The sequence below is a fragment of the Coriobacteriaceae bacterium genome, from assembly GCA_025992855.1.
Taxonomy (GTDB): Bacteria; Actinomycetota; Coriobacteriia; order Coriobacteriales; family Coriobacteriaceae; genus Collinsella.
In genome coordinates this window covers 551,066-567,940 of sequence record DAJPGB010000001.1, presented here as the reverse complement: position 1 = coordinate 567,940, position 16,875 = coordinate 551,066, and the positions used below count along the sequence as shown (strand labels likewise).

The 16,875-nt window shown below is 62.0% G+C and carries 11 protein-coding genes; 8 read left to right on the top strand and 3 right to left on the bottom strand.

The annotated features are described in order from the left end of the window. Nucleotides 1–13 precede the first annotated feature (13 nt). A complete protein-coding gene (locus OIL88_02330) occupies nt 14–1,021 on the bottom strand; it encodes a helix-turn-helix domain-containing protein (GenBank protein ID HJI71212.1) in 1,008 nt (335 codons plus the stop codon). A 116-nt stretch (nt 1,022–1,137) separates the two neighbouring features. On the opposite strand from OIL88_02330, the gene OIL88_02325 reads away from it, so the two are divergent. From OIL88_02325 to OIL88_02315, 3 genes are all read left to right on the top strand, one after another. Then, on the top strand, nt 1,138–3,738 hold the full coding sequence (locus tag OIL88_02325) for a glycosyl hydrolase (GenBank protein ID HJI71211.1): 2,601 nt from the start codon (nt 1,138–1,140) through the stop codon (nt 3,736–3,738). Nucleotides 3,739–3,780: 42 nt separating this feature from the next. Further along, entirely contained in the window at nt 3,781–4,635 is an 855-nt protein-coding gene (locus OIL88_02320; GenBank protein ID HJI71210.1) for a MurR/RpiR family transcriptional regulator, read from the top strand. A 382-nt stretch (nt 4,636–5,017) separates the two neighbouring features. Further along, nucleotides 5,018–6,139 (top strand): IS110 family transposase, encoded by a 1,122-nt coding sequence (locus OIL88_02315; protein ID HJI71209.1) that lies wholly within the window; start codon nt 5,018–5,020, stop codon nt 6,137–6,139. A gap of 422 nt (nt 6,140–6,561) precedes the next feature. Here the strand turns inward: OIL88_02315 and pyrE are convergent, their stop codons facing one another. Then, entirely contained in the window at nt 6,562–7,242 is a 681-nt protein-coding gene (gene pyrE / locus OIL88_02310) for an orotate phosphoribosyltransferase (protein HJI71208.1), read from the bottom strand. 439 nt (nt 7,243–7,681) lie between these two features. Between pyrE and mgtA the strand changes: the two genes are divergently transcribed. Next, entirely contained in the window at nt 7,682–10,450 is a 2,769-nt protein-coding gene (gene mgtA, locus OIL88_02305; protein HJI71207.1) for a magnesium-translocating P-type ATPase, read from the top strand. 178 nt (nt 10,451–10,628) lie between these two features. Here mgtA and OIL88_02300 read toward each other — a convergent pair whose 3' ends face one another. Further along, complete coding sequence (locus OIL88_02300) at nt 10,629–12,173, bottom strand: helix-turn-helix domain-containing protein (GenBank protein HJI71206.1); 1,545 nt, start codon at nt 12,171–12,173, stop codon at nt 10,629–10,631. 387 nt (nt 12,174–12,560) lie between these two features. Here OIL88_02300 and OIL88_02295 point away from each other — a divergent pair, with 387 nt between their 5' ends. The 4 genes from OIL88_02295 to OIL88_02280 all read left to right on the top strand — a co-directional run bounded on the left by OIL88_02295 (nt 12,561) and on the right by OIL88_02280 (nt 16,855). Beyond that, on the top strand, nt 12,561–13,298 hold the full coding sequence (locus tag OIL88_02295; GenBank protein HJI71205.1) for a DUF4428 domain-containing protein: 738 nt from the start codon (nt 12,561–12,563) through the stop codon (nt 13,296–13,298). Nucleotides 13,299–13,322: 24 nt separating this feature from the next. After that, entirely contained in the window at nt 13,323–14,645 is a 1,323-nt protein-coding gene (locus OIL88_02290) for a hypothetical protein (protein HJI71204.1), read from the top strand. A 48-nt stretch (nt 14,646–14,693) separates the two neighbouring features. Next, the gene (locus OIL88_02285) at nt 14,694–15,932 is read left to right on the top strand and encodes an SPFH domain-containing protein (protein ID HJI71203.1); all 1,239 of its coding nucleotides are present in this window, start codon (nt 14,694–14,696) and stop codon (nt 15,930–15,932) included. A gap of 80 nt (nt 15,933–16,012) precedes the next feature. After that, nucleotides 16,013–16,855, top strand: a complete 843-nt coding sequence (locus tag OIL88_02280) for a hypothetical protein (GenBank protein HJI71202.1) — start codon at nt 16,013–16,015, stop codon at nt 16,853–16,855. The last annotated feature ends 20 nt before the right edge of the window (nt 16,856–16,875 follow it).

Genomic DNA, 16,875 nt, shown 5'->3' with positions numbered 1-16,875 from the left:
ATTTTGGTCGGTTTTATCTGGGAAAACGCTGACGATAGGCAGCCGGCGTGCAGCCATAGCGCTCGGCAAACTTTTTGTAGAAGAAGCTCATGTTGGCATAGCCCGCCTCGCGCGCAGCCGCCTCTGCCGTGGCACCGGCGTCGAGCAGTGCCGCTGCGCGCGCCAGGCGGCCCTCCTGCACGAGCTGCATGAATGTGCGGCCTGTCTGACGCTTGAGTAGGGCGCTTGCGTAGTTGGGGCTCAGGTGCAGATGGCGGGCGAGGTCGTCGAGCGCGCAATCGCAGGCGTGACGCTCGATATAGCCCATAGCAGCCGCGACCTGCGCCGATGGCAGCGCGGGCGCGTCCGACCGCAGAAGACCGGCCTCGTAGCTTTGCATGAGCTCGACCAACAGCAGCTCAAACAGCCTCGAGACAATCTGGGGGCTCGCTGGCGTGGGGTCCAGACGCTCGCACAGCATCTCCTGCATGTAGCGGCGCACGCGACGGCTGCCGCCCGTATGGAAATGCACGTGTCCGCGGTGGTCCGTTTCGTCCGTGAGGGCGTTGAGCAGGAACCGCGAGACAGCGCTTGTGGGCGAAAGACTTTGCTCCAGGCTGCGGCTGAGCATTGGCCGCGAGATGATGACACTCAGCATAATGTCGTGCTCGCCGAGCTCGCCTACGGCATGCGGGCAGGCGACATCGAGCAGGAGGACCTCGTTTTGAGCGAGCATGAGCGGCGCGCCGTTGACGATCTGCGGCGCTCGTCCTCGATAGATATAGCTGATTTCGACATAATCGTGGACATGTTCCGGCACGGGATTGAAGCGCGAGTTGCGAACAATCGATAGACCATCGGGCATGCCTTCTTGTCGTAGGGCGAGCGCTGGGTTGCCGATTTTACGGATATGCCGACCATCGACATCTGCTTGATTACCTTGACCGAGCGCATCGCTCCAGTCGTAATGGGCGCCCGCGCGATAGGCTCGCTCACTGTTGGTCAGCTCGAGCAGAAGGTTGTCCAGCCGTGCGATATCCATTACATCACCATCGTTGATTCGGTCATATTCTGCCGTGGTTTTGATATTAGCAGGGCGGCGCACTCGGCGTACCCTAACTTCAATGGATTTGAAAGGCTGGTTTTGGAGGAGCGTATATGGCGGCGTATTTTGAGCAGGTGCTTGGCGGCACCTACGACAACCATGTGCTTCCGTTCTTGTGGCTTAAGGGCGAGGCGCGCGAGACGATCACCGAGTATCTGGAGCAGATCGCTGGGGCGGACATCCGCGAGGTCTGCCTGGAATCGCGCACGCATCCCGATTTCTGTCGCGACGGCTGGTGGTCTGACCTGCGCTTTATCATCGGCGAGTGCAAGCGCCTGGGGTTAAAGATCTGGCTGCTCGACGACGCCCACTTCCCCACAGGCTATGCCAACGGCGCACTCGAAGGCGATGACGTCGACCCCGCGCTCAAGAAGACCGTACTCAAGCATCGCACGATTACGGTCGTTGGTCCCCAGCCGTCCACGACCATCAAGCTCGGTAATCTCATGGACCCCACCGAGCGCTTTGTGGGCGCGGCGGCTTTTGATGCCGCTGGTGCGCCGCTCGACCTTGCGCTCACTGTTGAGCAAGGAGACGATGGCACACCCGCCCGATTGCGTTTTGACGCCCCCACCGGCATCACCACGATTGAGCTGTACGTCACCAGCCAAAAGACCGGCTTTCGCGATGAGTACATCAACATGGTCGACGCCGCCTCATGCCGCGTGCTGATCGATGCCGTCTACGAGCCCACGTTTGAACACCTGGGCGATGAGTTCGGCAAAACGATCTTGGGCTTCTTTACCGACGAGCCCGGCTTTATGAACGAGAAGGGCACCGCGCCCGACGATGCTTCTACCAGCAGCTTTATCGGGCGAAGCGACTTGGCGCTGCCGTGGTCGGACGAGCTTGCCCGCCGCCTACACGATGCGCTTGGCGAGAATTGGCTTACCAAGTTGCACGGCCTTTGGACGCGCGAGGCAGACGGCGCCCAGGTTCGCCACGCCTATATGGACCTTGCTACGCAGCTCTACCGCAGCTGCTTTGACGAGCAGATTGGCGATTGGTGCCGCGCGCACGGCATTATGCACATTGGCCACGTGATCGAGGACAAGAGTTGCCACACGCGCCTGGGCCAGGGCGCCGGACATTACTTCCGCGCGGTCGCGGGGCAGGACATGGCTGGCGTGGATGTGGTCATCAACCAGCTTGCCCCCGGAATTGACCGCGGGCGCTACAGCTACTTCCACGGCGCATGGAACATGGAGTTCTTTACGTACGCGCTCGCCAAGTTGGGATCTTCGGCAGCGCGCCTCGACCCCAAAAAGCAGGGGCGCTGCATGGCCGAGGTCTTTGGCGCCTTTGGCTGGCACGAGGGCCTGCGCGAGATGAAGTGGATCGCCGACCATATGCTCGTCCGCGGTATTAACTGGTTTACGCCGCACGCGTTTAGCATGGCGCCCTTCCCCGATTGGGACTGCCCGCCGCACTTTTACGCGCACGGCAACAACCCGCAATGGCCGCACTTTGGCCAGCTCATGCGCTATATGAATCGCACGGCGACGCTCCTTTCGGAAGGCGCTGCCGCTCGCCCCGTCGCCATTCTGTACCATGCCGACGCCGAATGGGCCGGCAACGCCATGCCCGTCGAGCGCGTGGCGGCCGAACTCACGCGCGCGCAGATCGACTTTGATTTTGTGCCGGCAGAGGCTTTTGAGAATGAGGAGCGTTACGAGGTTTCGATTGCCGATGGGACGTTTGCCGTTAATGGCTGTCGCTACCAGGCGTTTGTTATGCCCGGGGCTTCGTTTGTCGGCACCGCCGCGGCGGAAGCGGTGAGACGCATGATGGCCGCGGGTGTCACGGTGCTCGCTGCTAACGAAGTGCCCGGCGCTCTTTATAACGCGGATGGCGCAGCCGATCTGGACGGGCTTACGGCGACGCCGCTTGCCGGCGTGGCGGACGTGCTGGCAGCCGCGGGGCTGCAGGCCGTTGTGACCGATACGCCTCAGCCCTGGCTGCGCGCCCTTCGCTACGAGCGTGCAGACGAGACCTATGTGATGCTGGTCAACGAGCATCCGCGTGAAAGTATTTGCTGTACGGTTGCACTTGCTCGAGGCGAGCGCCTTTGCGGCACGCGCCTCGACCTGCTGAACGGCACCGAACCCGTTGCGTTTGATGGCGCGTTGGAGCTGGCGCCCTTCGAGAGCTGCGTTGTTGTTCTGGAGGCAAGCGGCGCAATCGAGCCCGCGGACTGCACCGACACGAGCACACGTGCAACGCTCGCCCTCGACATCAGCCACCCCTGGACCGTCGCCCTCTCCCCTGCCGGCGGCGATGAAACCTTTGGCGAGCCGCAAAAGCTCGAGCACCTGTGCGATCTCACGGCTGAACTGTTCGCCGGCACCTGCGGCACGTTCCGCTATCGCACGTCGTTCGAGCTGACCGACGACCTCGCCCACACCGCCATTGACCTGGGGGATGTCTACGAAGTCGCAACACTCACGCTCGACGGACAAACGCTCGGCACGCGCATCTGCCCGCCCTATCGCTTTGCGACAGGCGCGCTTGCCGCCGGCACGCACGAGCTCACCATCGATGTCATCAACACGCTCGACCATGCGACCTCCGACATCTTCGCCCTCACCGAGCCCGTCGCGCCCAGCGGTGTCCTCGGCCCCGTTACCCTTCTCGGACAAAACCTGCCAAAATAAACCTGTCCCCTTTTGGTCGGCTTAGCGAGCGCGGGAGTTCGAATGGATATCAAACGCAAGATTACCGAGGCGCAGGGCCTAACCCCTACCGAGCAGCAGCTCGGCATCTCGGCCCTTGCCATGGGCGAGGAGATCCGTGGACTCTCCATTAAGGAGTTTGCCGCCCACGCCAATGTTTCGGTCGCGAGCGTGCACCGTTTTTGCAAAAAGCTTGACCTCGAGGGCTTTAAGGACCTCAAGGTCGAGCTTATCCGCCTGGCGACCGAAGCAGGCAACCGCCGCGACGTGGACATCAACTTTCCCTTCGATGCCACGTCCACGCCCGCGCAGGTTATGGAGCGCATGGAAGGGCTCTACCAGACCACGCTGGCCGAGACGCAGGAGCTGCTCGACCCCGCGCAGCTCGACCACGCCGCCAAACTGATCGCGAAGGCACGGCAGGTCGATATCTACACCGGCTCGCACAACCTCTATCCAGCGGGGATGTTCCGCGACCGCCTACTTTCGTCCGGCAAGAGCGCCACATGCTACAGCAGCACCGAGGCCCAGGTGCGCACGGCGCTCGCCTCGGATTCCGGCAATGTGGCGATCGTCATCTCCTACAGCGGCCTTGCACCCAACCTCAAGGAAATCTTGCCGATCCTCAGCAGCCGACATGTTCCCGTCATTGTCATCGGCACACCTTATTGTGCGCGCCTGCACCCCGGCTTTGCCGCCTACCTCACGGTGAGCGACCACGAGAGCATGACGCACCGCATCACGCAGTTCGCCAGCCACATCGCCGTGCAATACGTGCTCGATTCGCTCTACAGCAGCTACTTTGCCAAAGACTACGCCCGCTGCGCCGAGTTCCTAGAGCGCTCATTCCCCTACACCCGCCTGCCGGGCCTCAAGTAACAACGAGCGAGGATTATTGGACACTCAAATAACGAGCGTGGATAATCTCCCGTTTTTGACCTGGATGCAGGCTCAAAGTGGGAGATTGTCCACGCTCATTTTGCGGGTAGTCATTGGGGACGTTCTTGAATGATTAGTCGTTTAAGAACGTCCCCAACGACTACATCAGGAGTGTCCCCAGGTGTCGGCAGAAAAGGAACGTCCCCAAGTGCCGCATCTGGACCAGGACAACGCCGATGTTTTGGTAGCGACAGACACTATGACCCAATCCGAGGGCACTGAAAAGATAGGAGCCCCCGCTCGTGACCGCGGGTCGGGGCTGCGACAATGATGTTGAAGTGCCATAGGCGCAGCCGCGCCGCAACGAGGTTGGGAGGCTCCCATGCCAAAGTATTCTACCGCGTTCGGGATGGACGTCCACCTGAGGTCGACCACCGTCTGCGCCCTCGACGCGGACACCGGCGAGGCCGTGACGAGGAGGTTCCCCGGCAACCCCTGGGGCGAGATCGCCGGGTGGATGGATGGGTTCCCCGGGCCGTCGCTCGCGGCCTACGAGAGCGGCTACCTCGGCTTCGCCCCGCAAAGGGAGCTCGCCGGGCTCGGCGTCGAGTGCGTCGTCGCCGCGGTCTCGAAGATCCCCAGGTCGGCCGCCGACTCGGCCTCCAAGAACGACAGGAACGACGCCGCCAGGATGGCAAAGGCGATACTCGCCCACGACATCTCCCCCGTATGGGTCCCCTCCCCCGAGGTCGAAGGCATCAGGGACCTCGCCGGCGCCTACGACGGGGCGACCGCGCGCCTGGCGACCGCCAAGCAGCGGCTGCTCGCCTTCCTCGCAAAGCGGGGGTTCGTCTACGGCGGCACCACGCCCGCCGGCAACCCGAGGAAGTACTGGACCTACGACTTCCTGAGGTGGCTCGACAAGGTCAGGCCGGAGGACGATGGCGGGGCTCGGACGCTCGCCGCCCTGAGGAACGAGGTCGAGGCCGCGGCGGAGGCCCGGGCGGACCTGCTCTCCGAGTACAGGGCCGCCGTGGATGCCAGCCCGATCGCCGCGGAGGTGGCCGCCCTCCAGTCGATCAAGGGCTGCGCCTTCGCGCTGGCCGCGGCCTTCTCGGCCGAGGTCGGCGACTTCGCGAGGTTCCGTTCCGGAAGGCAGGTCACGGCCTATTTCGGCCTCGCGCCGAGTCAGAGGTCGAGTGGCGACTCCGTGCGGCTCGGAGGCATCAGCGGTGCGGGCAACGCGCTCGTGAGGAAGCTGGCCGTTGGGGGCTCATGGTGCTACGCCGCGGCACGGCACCAGCCGAAGCTCATGCCGAGGGACACGGGCGTGCCCCTCGAGATAAGGATGCACGGGAGGAAGGGGTCCGAGCGGCTCCTGCGGCGGCGCGAGGAGATGCTCGCCCGCGGCATGCCCGCGGCGAAGGCCAACGCGGCCACCGCGGCCGAGCTCGTGAGGTGGCTCTGGGCCCTCGGCATGATGTGCCGGGAGGGCGCGGAATAGACATGGCCCCCGTCCCGGCGAGCCGGGCGGCCTTCGGGGATACCCCCTATTTCGCTGTGCGCGCGGAGCCCTCCGCATGCGCCTCGACAGACTTGGGGAACCCCGCCGAAGGAATGGAGTGCGGGCCGACAGAACGGTATCCGCGGATATGAGACTGAGCCGAAGGCGTCGATGACATGCCGGGGGCGGACCGGGACGGGTTAACGGCAGGCCCCGCCGACCGATTGCAAGCGGTCGGCGGGGCCATTGTGGCTCTTGACAGCGGATTGGGTCATATGAGCGAAAACCCGCCAGAGCGAGCAAGGTGCCTTGAAACGAGGCGGCATTGACCTTCTGGTCATGCCGCCGAAGTTGAAAGGCAGATTGCCGCCCTGGCGGGCTTGCAGCGTCGAGCAGTTACGGCGTTTGGTAAAACCGCGTAACTAACGGACTCCGTACTGCTCGTAGTAGGCGTCAATGGCGGTCTTGAGCTCGTCGTCGATGACAACCTTGCCGTCGATCTCGTGGTTGTAGAGGGTCTCGACGACCTCGGCCATGGAAACGATGCTCGCGACGGGGAAACCGTACTTTGCCTCGATCTCCTTCTGCGCGGTGGTCACGCCGCCCTTGCCGACCTCCATGCGGTTGAGGGACACGATCAAGCCCTTGATTTCAACGTCAGCAGCAGCCTTGACCTTGGGATAGGTCTCGTCGATGGACTTGCCGCTGGTGGTGACGTCCTCGACCATGACCACGCGGTCGCCGTCCTGAGGCTCATAGCCCAGCAGGTTGCCCTTGTCGGCGCCGTGGTCCTTGGCCTCCTTGCGGTCACAGCAGTACTTGACCTCCTTGCCGTACAGCTCGTGGTAGGCAATCGCGGTCACGACGGCCAGGGGAATGCCCTTGTAGGCCGGCCCAAACAGCACGTCAAAGTCGTCGCCAAAGTTATCGTGGATGGCCTGGGCGTAATACTCGCCCAGCTTCTTGAGCTGATAGCCCGTCACGTAAGCGCCGGCATTCATAAAGAACGGGGACTGACGGCCACTCTTGAGCGTAAAGCTGCCGAACTTAAGGACGTCGGACTCGACCATAAACTTGATGAACTCTTGCTTGTAAGCCTCCATGCGGGCTCCTCTCGTAATCGCGTACGTGCCTTCCAGTTTAGCGCAGGCAGGACGTCGTTGCGGGCGCGCTTTGAGGCCGCGGCATTCTGTAAAGGCTTTGTCAAAGGGAATGGTTTTCCGAACAATGGGGGTTGACATATCAAACTCCCTCATCAAGAATACGGGCGGATTGAAACGGGTACGAGATGCCCAAAGCGCGCTGCGCCCGGCCTTAAGGAGGTGTGCCATGGAAGGCAGTCCTAGTCGAAAAACCTGCATGTCGCCCTCGGCACGCCGCGAGGACTCCGCACACGCATAAACGCCACCGGCAGATCGTCACCCCCCCCACAAAGGTGCCTGTCCCCTTTGTGGTGGTTCGTGAGCTTGACGTGAGCGACATCTAGGTTTTTTGCAACTCAATACGACACGTACGCTAACTCCCTTCAACAAGGAGGACCCTATGCTGATGCTCAAAACCGCCACGGTACTCGAAGCTATCTCCAAGCGCCGCCGCACGGCGCGCCCTGCCGCTCACTCCGGCCTGTCCAAGAACACCATATTCGCCGCCACCCATAGCGCCGATGACGCCCTCGTACTGCTCGAAGCCACGACAAACGGCCTCACCGCCGAGCAGGCAACCGAGCGCCTGAGCGCCGTCGGCCCCAACACCATCGAAGCGCCGACCAAGACGCTCGCCCGCCGCATCGCCGACGCGTTCGTCGATCCCTTCGCTGGCATCCTCGCCGCCCTCGCACTGGCCTCGCTCTACATCGACGTGCTCGCCGTGCCCGAGCTGCAGCGTGACCCCTCCACGGTCATCGTCATCGGCATCATGCTGCTGGTATCGGGCGGCATGAAGTTTATCCAGGAAGCCCGCAGCGGCAATGCGGCAGAGGCCCTCAAGGACCTGGTCTCCAACACCTGCTGTGCCCTGCGCGACGGCGAGCGCGTCGAGATCCCCTTCGACGAGCTCGTCCCCGGCGATGTAATCCGCCTCTCTGCCGGCGACATGGTGCCGGCAGATGCCCGCATCATCACCGCGCGCGACCTGTTTGTGATCGAGTCCGCACTCACCGGCGAGAGCGAGGCCGTCGAGAAGACCGCTGCCATCACCGTCGTCGAGGGTGCCGACGGCTCCGCGCTACCACTCTCTGCCTGCAAGAACATCGTCTTTACCGGCACCTCCGTGCAAAACGGCACCGCCATGGCGCTTGTCGTTGCCACCGGCTCGGACACCTACCTGGGCGGCATCGCCAAGATGCTCAACGGGCGCGGCGAGAAGAGCGCGTTTGACCGCGGCGTCTCGAGCGTCTCCATGCTGCTCGTGCGCCTCATGCTCGTTATGGCGCCGGCGGTCTTTGCCATCAACGCCGCCACCAAGGGCAACGTCATCGATGCGCTGTTGTTCGCCACGAGCGTGGCCGTGGGCATCACGCCGCAGATGCTTCCCGTCATCGTGACCACGAGCCTGTCGCAGGGCGCCAAGGACCTCGCCCGCCGCCAGGTTATCGTCAAGGAGCTGCCGGCGATCCAAAACCTCGGCGCGATGGACGTCCTGTGCTGCGACAAGACCGGCACCCTCACCGAAGACCGCATCGTGCTCGAGCGCTACCTCAACACCGACGGCAACGAGGATGCGCGCGTGCTGCGCCATGCGTTTTTGAACAGCTTCTTCCAGACCGGCCTCAAAAACCTTATCGACCTGGCCGTCATCGACCGTGCCGATGTGACGCCCTCGACCGTCGTGCCCGATTCTATGCTGGGCCAGAGCCTGCGCGACCGCTATACCAAGGTCGACGAGGTGCCCTTCGATTTCTCGCGCCGTCGCCTGAGCGTAGTTGTCGCCGACGCCCAGGGCAAAACCCAGATGGTCACCAAGGGGGCTGCCGAGGAAATCCTCGAGATCTGCTCCTTTGTCGAGGTCGACGGCGCCGCCCAGCCGTTCACCGAAGATAAGCTCGCCCAGATTCGCAAGCAGGTCGCCGGGCTCAACGCCGAGGGCCTGCGCGTGATTGCCGTGGCGCAGAAGACCAATCCGCGCTGCGTGGGCGAATTTGGCATCGCCGACGAGTGCGACATGGTGCTGATGGGCTTTTTGGCCTTCCTCGATCCGCCCAAAGCAAGTGCCACGGGCGCCGTCGCCACCCTCGAGGCCAAGGGCGTCGCCGTTAAGGTCCTGACCGGCGATAACGACCGTGTCGCCGCCACCATCTGCGAGCAGATCGGTATCGACGCGAGCAACGTCTTGCTGGGCTCCGAGATCGATGCGCTCGACGATGCCGAGCTTGCCGAGCGCGCCGAGCACACCCACCTCTTCGCCAAGCTCTCGCCACTGCAGAAGGCGCGCCTGGTGCGCGTCATGCGCGAGCTGCTCGACCACACTGTGGGCTTTATGGGCGACGGCATCAACGACGCCGCCGCCATGCGTGCGAGCGACTGCGGCATCTCGGTCGATTCGGCCGTCGACATCGCCAAGGAATCCGCCGACATCATCTTGCTCCAGAAAGACCTGGGCGTGCTCGAGCGCGGCATCATCGAAGGCCGCCGCACCTACGGCAACCTGCTCAAGTACCTCAAGACCACGGTGAGCTCCAACTTTGGCAACGTGCTATCCGTGACCGTCGCGAGCCTGTTCTTGCCATTCTTGCCCATGAGCGCTCTGCAGTTGGTGCTGCTGTCGCTGGTCTACGAGATCGTGTGCATCGCGCTGCCGTGGGACACCGTCAATGACGCCTGGACCGCCCGTCCGCGCGCCTGGGATGCCGCGTCCATTAAGGGCTTTATGCTCGAGTTGGGTCCCGTGAGCTCACTGTTTGATATCGTGACTTTCGCCGCGCTCTTCTTTGTGGTGTGCCCCGCCGCCGTGGGCGCAAGCTGGGCAGAGCTTGCCGCTATAGGCGACGTCGCAGGCATGGCGGCCTTTACGGCGCTCTTCCAGAGCGGTTGGTTTGTCGAGTCCATGTGGTCGCAGACGCTCGTGGTCCACATGCTGCGCTCCCCGCGCCTGCCGAGCCCGCGCGACCACGCCGCGCCCGCACTGTGCGTTCTTACCGTGCTGGGCCTGGCGCTCGTCACATGGCTGCCGGCAAGCCCCATCGCCGATGCGCTCGGCCTCATGGCACTGCCCGCGAGCTTTTTCGCGCTGCTCGTCGGCATCGTCACCGCCTACATCGCGCTCACTCAGCTGGCAAAGCGCCGCTACATTGCACGCCACGGCGAGCTGCTGTAGCAAGCAGACGGAAAACACCCTGCCAGCTGCCGTTGCCACTACCACAGCTGCCAACGCCGCTGCCGTTGCCTCTGCCGCCGCAGTCTATCCCCCCAGCAGTTGCGGTGGAATAGTTCCTGTTTAAAGCCCCGTGACTTTAATTTAGGGACTATTCCACCGCAACTTATTGGGAGATTAGCTAGTCCTTGGGTGTCCAGGACCAGAAAAAGTTGATGAGGGCCACGCGCGAGGCGGTACCGGCCTTTTTGTTGATCGAGGAAATGTGGCGATAGAGCGTGGAGCGCGAAAGAAAGAGCGTTGTGGCGATGTCCTGAACGCTCTGGTCCGAAACGACCAAGACCTCAAGAATATCGCGCTCGCGCTCTGTAAGCCCAAAGGTGGCGACGAAGGCATCGAGGCGTTCATCGGACGTGAGCTCCGCTGCCTCCACGGGCTCGGGGTCGGAGCATGTGGGCGCAAGATCCCCACCAAGATCGTCGGTGGCAAGCGGCAGTCCGTCCCGCATCGCGGCATCATCGGCTCGTTGCCCCAACTGCCCCAGCAGCGTAATCGCAATGCCCACAAACATCACGAGCGCCGCACCGACCGCAGCCAGCACATTTTGACTCGAGATAATCGCCACTGCCGGCGCCGTCACGAACATCGAGCACACGTTGTTGACGACGCGACCCATGCACGGCCAAAAATATGACCAGCGCGCATAGAGCGAGACGGCGGCATATTTTGTGGTAAACAACACCACGAAAAAGCCCGAGCCCAGATAAAAGATGGTCGTGGCAGCAAGCTCGTTGCCGCCATTGCCATCGACGATGAGCACAAAGAACGAAAGCGTGGACAGTATGGCGGCACATGTCATGCCGATATTCATATACGAGCGGCCGTGCAGGTCAAATAGTGCGCCAGCGACCAACGAGCTCACGACAAGCAGCAGGCGCGGCCAATCGCCCAAATCGACGGCTCCGACAGCATGCAGGGTCGTGAAGCCCGCGTTGAGAGCGGCGAATACGCTGGAAAGATACGCCGTCGCCACGGTCAGGCGAACTACGGCGCGACGGAATGCCGCCTTTGCCTCGGGATCGTCATGCCACTTGGCACCATATTCCAGAGCATCTACCGAAAGCCCGGCAACACTGGGTTCAAAGTTGGGATCGGACTCGTCGCGCAGCTTGGCGCGTCGGGCACCGTGGAGCAACGCCACCTGCGCGATCGCACAGACGACCAGAACAGCCTGCTGAGGAATGCCGACAGGCATCACCATGTGGTTGAGCACCTGCACCAGGACGCCCATGGCGTAAGAAAGTGCGGCGGCGCGCGCCAAGCAGGGCGTTCGCGCAAAGCGCCTCGCAAAATTTGCATGAGCAGTCGATCCGCAGTAGCCCAGCGCGCAGCACGCCACCAAACCGCCGGCAATTACCACCTCAACCTGAACCGCCATAATCAACAGCAGCAATGCCGCCACCAGCAAAACGCCCGTGACGTCACTCGTTGCGTCGATAGCATGGGGACGGCGATAGTACAGAATGGGACGCACAAAAAAGCCAATCACGCTCGCGCCGATGACAAGGCTCTCATAAATAACGACCTCGTTCGGAGACACGAACTCGGCCATGCGCACATCAAAAAGATACTCGCACGCCAAAAACGTGAAGAAGAACAGCGCCAGGCATATAATCTCCCGAATGCCCCGACGCAAATATGCGGTTGTATCTCCCATGCCCCTCATGGTTAACCCCCAGCCGCTCAATTGTCTGGAAATCTATTTTAATAAAGAACCAGTCTCAATATCGAAGCCAGGCTCGAAATGCTGCCAATTCGACCCCAGCCGTCCACATCACGCCGCGATTTTGAGCCGCATGGACCAGAAGGGACACGCGCGATCTCTAGCTTGGCCAGGAGTGTCTCCAACTACCACTCATTTAAGTACGTCCCCAATGAGTGGCCGAAGGGTGTCCCCGGCGACTAGTCGTTTAAGAACGTCCCCAACGACTAATCAAAAATGGGCCATGTGTCCCAGTTGTGGAGACTCCTTGAGCCGTCTGGGTATCGCGAAGGATCGCGCACTCCCCCATCATCAAAAGTGACACACGCTACCTGTTGATGGGAGGCAACCATGGGCTTCTTTGACAAGATGTTCGAGAAGAAAGAGTGCGCGATTTGCGGTACCGAGCTGGGACTTCTAGGTAAGACCAAGATCAACGAAGGCTACCTGTGCAAAGAATGCGTCGGCAAGCTCTCTCCCTTCTTTGGCGGTTATCGCTCTAGCACCGCGGACGACATTCGCGAGCAGCTCGCCTGTCGCGAGGCTAACGCCGAGCGCCTGGCATCGTTCAACCCCACGCGCACGCTCTCGGCCGGGCGCACCAATATTATGCTCGACGAGGACGCGGGCCTGCTGATCATTACCTCGCAGACGCGCTGGCGCGACGCCAACCCCGACATCATCGAGTTCTCGCAGGTGCTCGGTTGCGATATGGATATCGACGAGCACCGCACCGAGATCTATCGCGAGACCAAGGACGGCGAGCGTGAGAGTTATGACCCGCCGCGCTACGACCTGGATTACGACTTCAATCTGACCATCCACGTCAACACGCCGTACTTTACCGAGATCGACCTGCGCGTGAACGACTCCACCATCGAGCAGCGCGGATCCATCGAGTACCGCGAGGCCAAGCGTCAGGCAACCGAAGTCCGCGACGCGCTGGTGCAGCTGCGTCAGGAGACGCGCGATAGCGTCGTTGCCGCCAAGGCCCCCAAGACCGCTGTGACCTGCCCCTTCTGCGGCGCCACCACCATTCCCGATGCCAGTGGGCGCTGCGAATACTGCGGCGGCGCCATCGGCGCATAGCCCTCGGCACGGAAAGGACCGATCATGGCCTTCGAAAGCGTTAACTATCAGTGCCCCGCGTGTGGTGGCCCGTTGCATTTTGCCAGCGCCGAGCAAAAGCTCGTCTGTGACTACTGCGACTCGCGCTTTGAAGTCGAAGAGGTCGAGGCTCTCTATCGCGAGCGCCAGGACAAGGCAGATGCCAAAGCCGATGCGGCGGCCGCAACATCCAAGCCCGCATCCGACGATGCGGTGCAGGAACTGGCCCAAAACGCCGGCTATATCTGCTCGTCGTGTGGCGCCGAGCTGATCTCGGACGGCACCGTCGCCGTCTCCACCTGCCCATACTGCGGCAATCCCGCCGTGGCGCCCGGCCAGCTCTCGGGCGACTTCTCCCCCGACCTGGTGATTCCGTTTAAGCTCGGGCGCGACGATGTCTTGGCCGCGCTCAAGGAGCACTACAAGGGCAAGATCCTGCTGCCCAAGAGCTTTGTCACCGGCAACCACATCGACGAAGTCCAAGGCGTCTACGTGCCGTTTTGGCTCTACGGCGCCCGCGTGGACGGCGAAGTGCACTTTGACGCAACCAACGAGACCGTGACCGAGGAATCCGACCGCACCGTCACGACCACCGACCACTACGATGCCTACCGTAAGGGCAATATCTCGTTTGAGCGCGTGCCCGTCGACGGATCGTCCAAGATGCCCGACGGCCACATGGACGCCATCGAACCGTTTGACTACGACGCGCTGCGCCCGTTCTCGGTCGCCTACATGCCCGGCTACATCGCCAACCGTTACGATGAGGACTGCGAGACTTGCAAGGCCCGTGCCGAGCGCCGTATGGAAGAAAGCACGATCTCGGCCCTGCGCGAGACCGTTATCGATGAGTACGACGATGCCTCGGTCGAGAGCAAGCAGCTCGACTACACCTGGGAAGACAGCGACTACGCCTTGTTCCCCGTCTTGATGCTCTCGACCTCGTGGAACGGCAAGAGCTACCTGTTTGCCATGAACGGCCAGACCGGCCGCTTGGTCGGCGAGCTCCCCTGCTCCAAGCCCAAGCTCGTCATCGCCTCGGTGCTGTTCTTTATGATCGGATTTATCCTCTCCCAGATTCTCTTTATGGGGGAATACGCCTTCGATCCGGATTACCTCACCTTTGATATCGAGGGCATCCTCATCAATATCATCGCGCCGCTGATCATCGTGATTATCGGAGACGTGCTACTGGTAGGCCAGCTCAAGACGGCCAACGAAGCAACCTGTGCCGATGAGTATTGTGGTGAGCTCGACCTGACCGAGAAACACGACACCTTCAGCCACACCGAGACCACCGTTGTCATGAAAGACGACAAGGACGACTAAGCAATCCAACCAATACCACCCGGCCTTTGACGAGAAAGGAAGATCACCATGGGACTCTTGAAAGCTGGATTGGGAGCTGCCGGCGGCGTCATGGCCGACCAGTGGAAGGAATTTATCTACTGCGAATCGATGCCTGCTGACGTCTTGGCCTGCAAGGGCAGCAAACGTACCGGTGGCCGCAGCTCCAACACGCGCGGCGAGGACAACGTCATCTCCAACGGCTCGGTCATCGCCGTCAACGACGGACAAGGCATGCTCGTGGTGCAAAACGGCAAGATCATCGAAGTCGCGCTGGAGCCCGGTGAGTTCGTCTTCGACACCGGCAGCGAGCCGAGCGTCTTTAGCGGCAACCTGGGCGATTCCATCAAGGAGACCTTCGCCAATATCGGCAGCCGTTTTACCTTTGGCGGCGATGCAGGCAAGGACCAGCGCGTCTACTTCATCAACACCAAGGAGATCATCGGCAACAAGTACGGCACCGCCTCGCCCGTGCCCTTCCGCGTGGTCGATAACAACATTGGCCTGGACGTCGACATCTCCGTGCGCTGCAACGGCGAGTATTCGTACCGCATCACCAACCCGCTGCTGTTCTACACCAACGTATGCGGCAACGTGACCGATAGCTACACGCGCGACAAGATCGACGGCCAGCTTAAGTCCGAGCTGCTCACCGCCCTGCAGCCCGCCTTTGCCAAGATCTCGGAGATGGGCATCCGCTACAGCGCCATCCCCGGCCACACCACCGAGCTCGCCCGCGCGCTCAACGAGGTCCTCTCTGCCGACTGGCGTGACCTGCGCGGCGTCGAGATCGTGAGCTTTGGCGTCAACTCCATCGCCGCCTCGCAAGAGGACGAGCAGATGATCAAGGACCTGCAGAAAGCCGCGGTCATGCGCGATCCCACCATGGCGGCAGCCAACATCGCCAGCGCCCAGAGCGACGCAATGCGCGCGGCAGCCGCCAACCCCAACGGCGCGATGGCAGGCTTTATGGGCATGGGCATGGCAGGTGGCATGGGCGGCATGAACGCCAGCCAGCTGTTCGCCGCCGGCCAGGCGCAGCAGCAGGCCGCCCCGCAGCCGGCTCCGGCACCCGCTCCCGCACCGGCTCCCGCCGCACCTGCGGCCGGCACATGGACCTGCAGCTGCGGCGCCACCAATACCGGCAAGTTCTGCTCCGAGTGCGGCAGCCCCGCGCCCGTCCCGGCACCGACCAAGTGGTTCTGTCCCAACTGCGGCAACGAAAACGGCGGCAAGTTCTGCAGCAACTGCGGAACGCCCAGGCCCTAGCCCCTCTATCTGGTAATTGGCGGGGGATCCGCCACCCCCGCATTTGCTTCTGTGGGTTTCGTTCGATAAAGGAGGACACCATGAAGACAACGTTCAAAAAGTCCGTACTCGCATTTCTGACATGCGTCCTGGCGCTCGCCTTTGCCCTGACGGGCTGCAGCAGCGGCGGCAAAGACCCCAAGGCCAACTTCGTTGGCAGCTGGGAACTCTCGGGTGGAACCGTGGATGGCGAAGAGCTGACCGATGAGTACATGAAGATGCTCGAGGATTGGGGTGTCCACTGTGTTCTGATTCTCGATGAGGACGGCACAGGCGCCCTCGACCTGTTCCTTGAGGTTGTCGACCTTAAATGGGAGGCAAAGGACGCCACCACCGTAACGATCACCGCCGAAGACGAGTCGCACGACATGAAGCTCAAGGACGGCAAACTCATCCTCGAAGAGGATGATGGCAATCTTGTCTTCACCAAGTCCGACAAGGATCTGTCCGGCACGGTGAAGAAGGATCGCGAGGCGGCCGAAAAGGAAGATGAGATCGATGAGGCCGTCGAAGACGACGACGTCCAGAGCGTCGAAATCTCCCCCGCCGTCACCGTCGCCGATGACGATCTGTGCACCATCACCATCACCGAGAAGTTCAAGGACGACTGGGGCGACATCGGCTTTGTCGTCAACATCACCAACAAGAGCGACAAGGACCTGACCTTCTACGCTCCCAGCGGTAAGACCAACGTCAACGGCACCATGAAGGAACCGTGGTTCTCGGCTCACCTGATGCCCGGCACCAACGCCACCGAGGAATTCACGTTCTCGAACGGCGCGCTCGATAGCCTCGACGACCTGGTCAACACGACCATCGGCATCGACGCCTACCTGACCGATTCCTACGAGGACGTCGCCTCCTACAGCGCAACCATCGCGTAACGGCAGACCACGACAGCCGC

Bases quoted from the DNA above. Each gene is read 5' to 3' on its own strand.
- OIL88_02280 (HJI71202.1), top strand. From the start codon at position 16,013: ATGAAGACAACGTTCAAAAAGTCCGTACTCGCATTTCTGACATGCGTC.
- OIL88_02320 (HJI71210.1), top strand. From the start codon at position 3,781: ATGGATATCAAACGCAAGATTACCGAGGCGCAGGGCCTAACCCCTACC.
- pyrE (HJI71208.1), bottom strand. From the start codon at position 7,242: ATGGAGGCTTACAAGCAAGAGTTCATCAAGTTTATGGTCGAGTCCGAC.
- OIL88_02300 (HJI71206.1), bottom strand. From the start codon at position 12,173: ATGAGGGGCATGGGAGATACAACCGCATATTTGCGTCGGGGCATTCGG.
- OIL88_02285 (HJI71203.1), top strand. From the start codon at position 14,694: ATGGGACTCTTGAAAGCTGGATTGGGAGCTGCCGGCGGCGTCATGGCC.
- OIL88_02325 (HJI71211.1), top strand. From the start codon at position 1,138: ATGGCGGCGTATTTTGAGCAGGTGCTTGGCGGCACCTACGACAACCAT.
- OIL88_02295 (HJI71205.1), top strand. From the start codon at position 12,561: ATGGGCTTCTTTGACAAGATGTTCGAGAAGAAAGAGTGCGCGATTTGC.
- OIL88_02330 (HJI71212.1), bottom strand. From the start codon at position 1,021: ATGGATATCGCACGGCTGGACAACCTTCTGCTCGAGCTGACCAACAGT.
- mgtA (HJI71207.1), top strand. From the start codon at position 7,682: ATGCTGATGCTCAAAACCGCCACGGTACTCGAAGCTATCTCCAAGCGC.
- OIL88_02315 (HJI71209.1), top strand. From the start codon at position 5,018: ATGCCAAAGTATTCTACCGCGTTCGGGATGGACGTCCACCTGAGGTCG.
- OIL88_02290 (HJI71204.1), top strand. From the start codon at position 13,323: ATGGCCTTCGAAAGCGTTAACTATCAGTGCCCCGCGTGTGGTGGCCCG.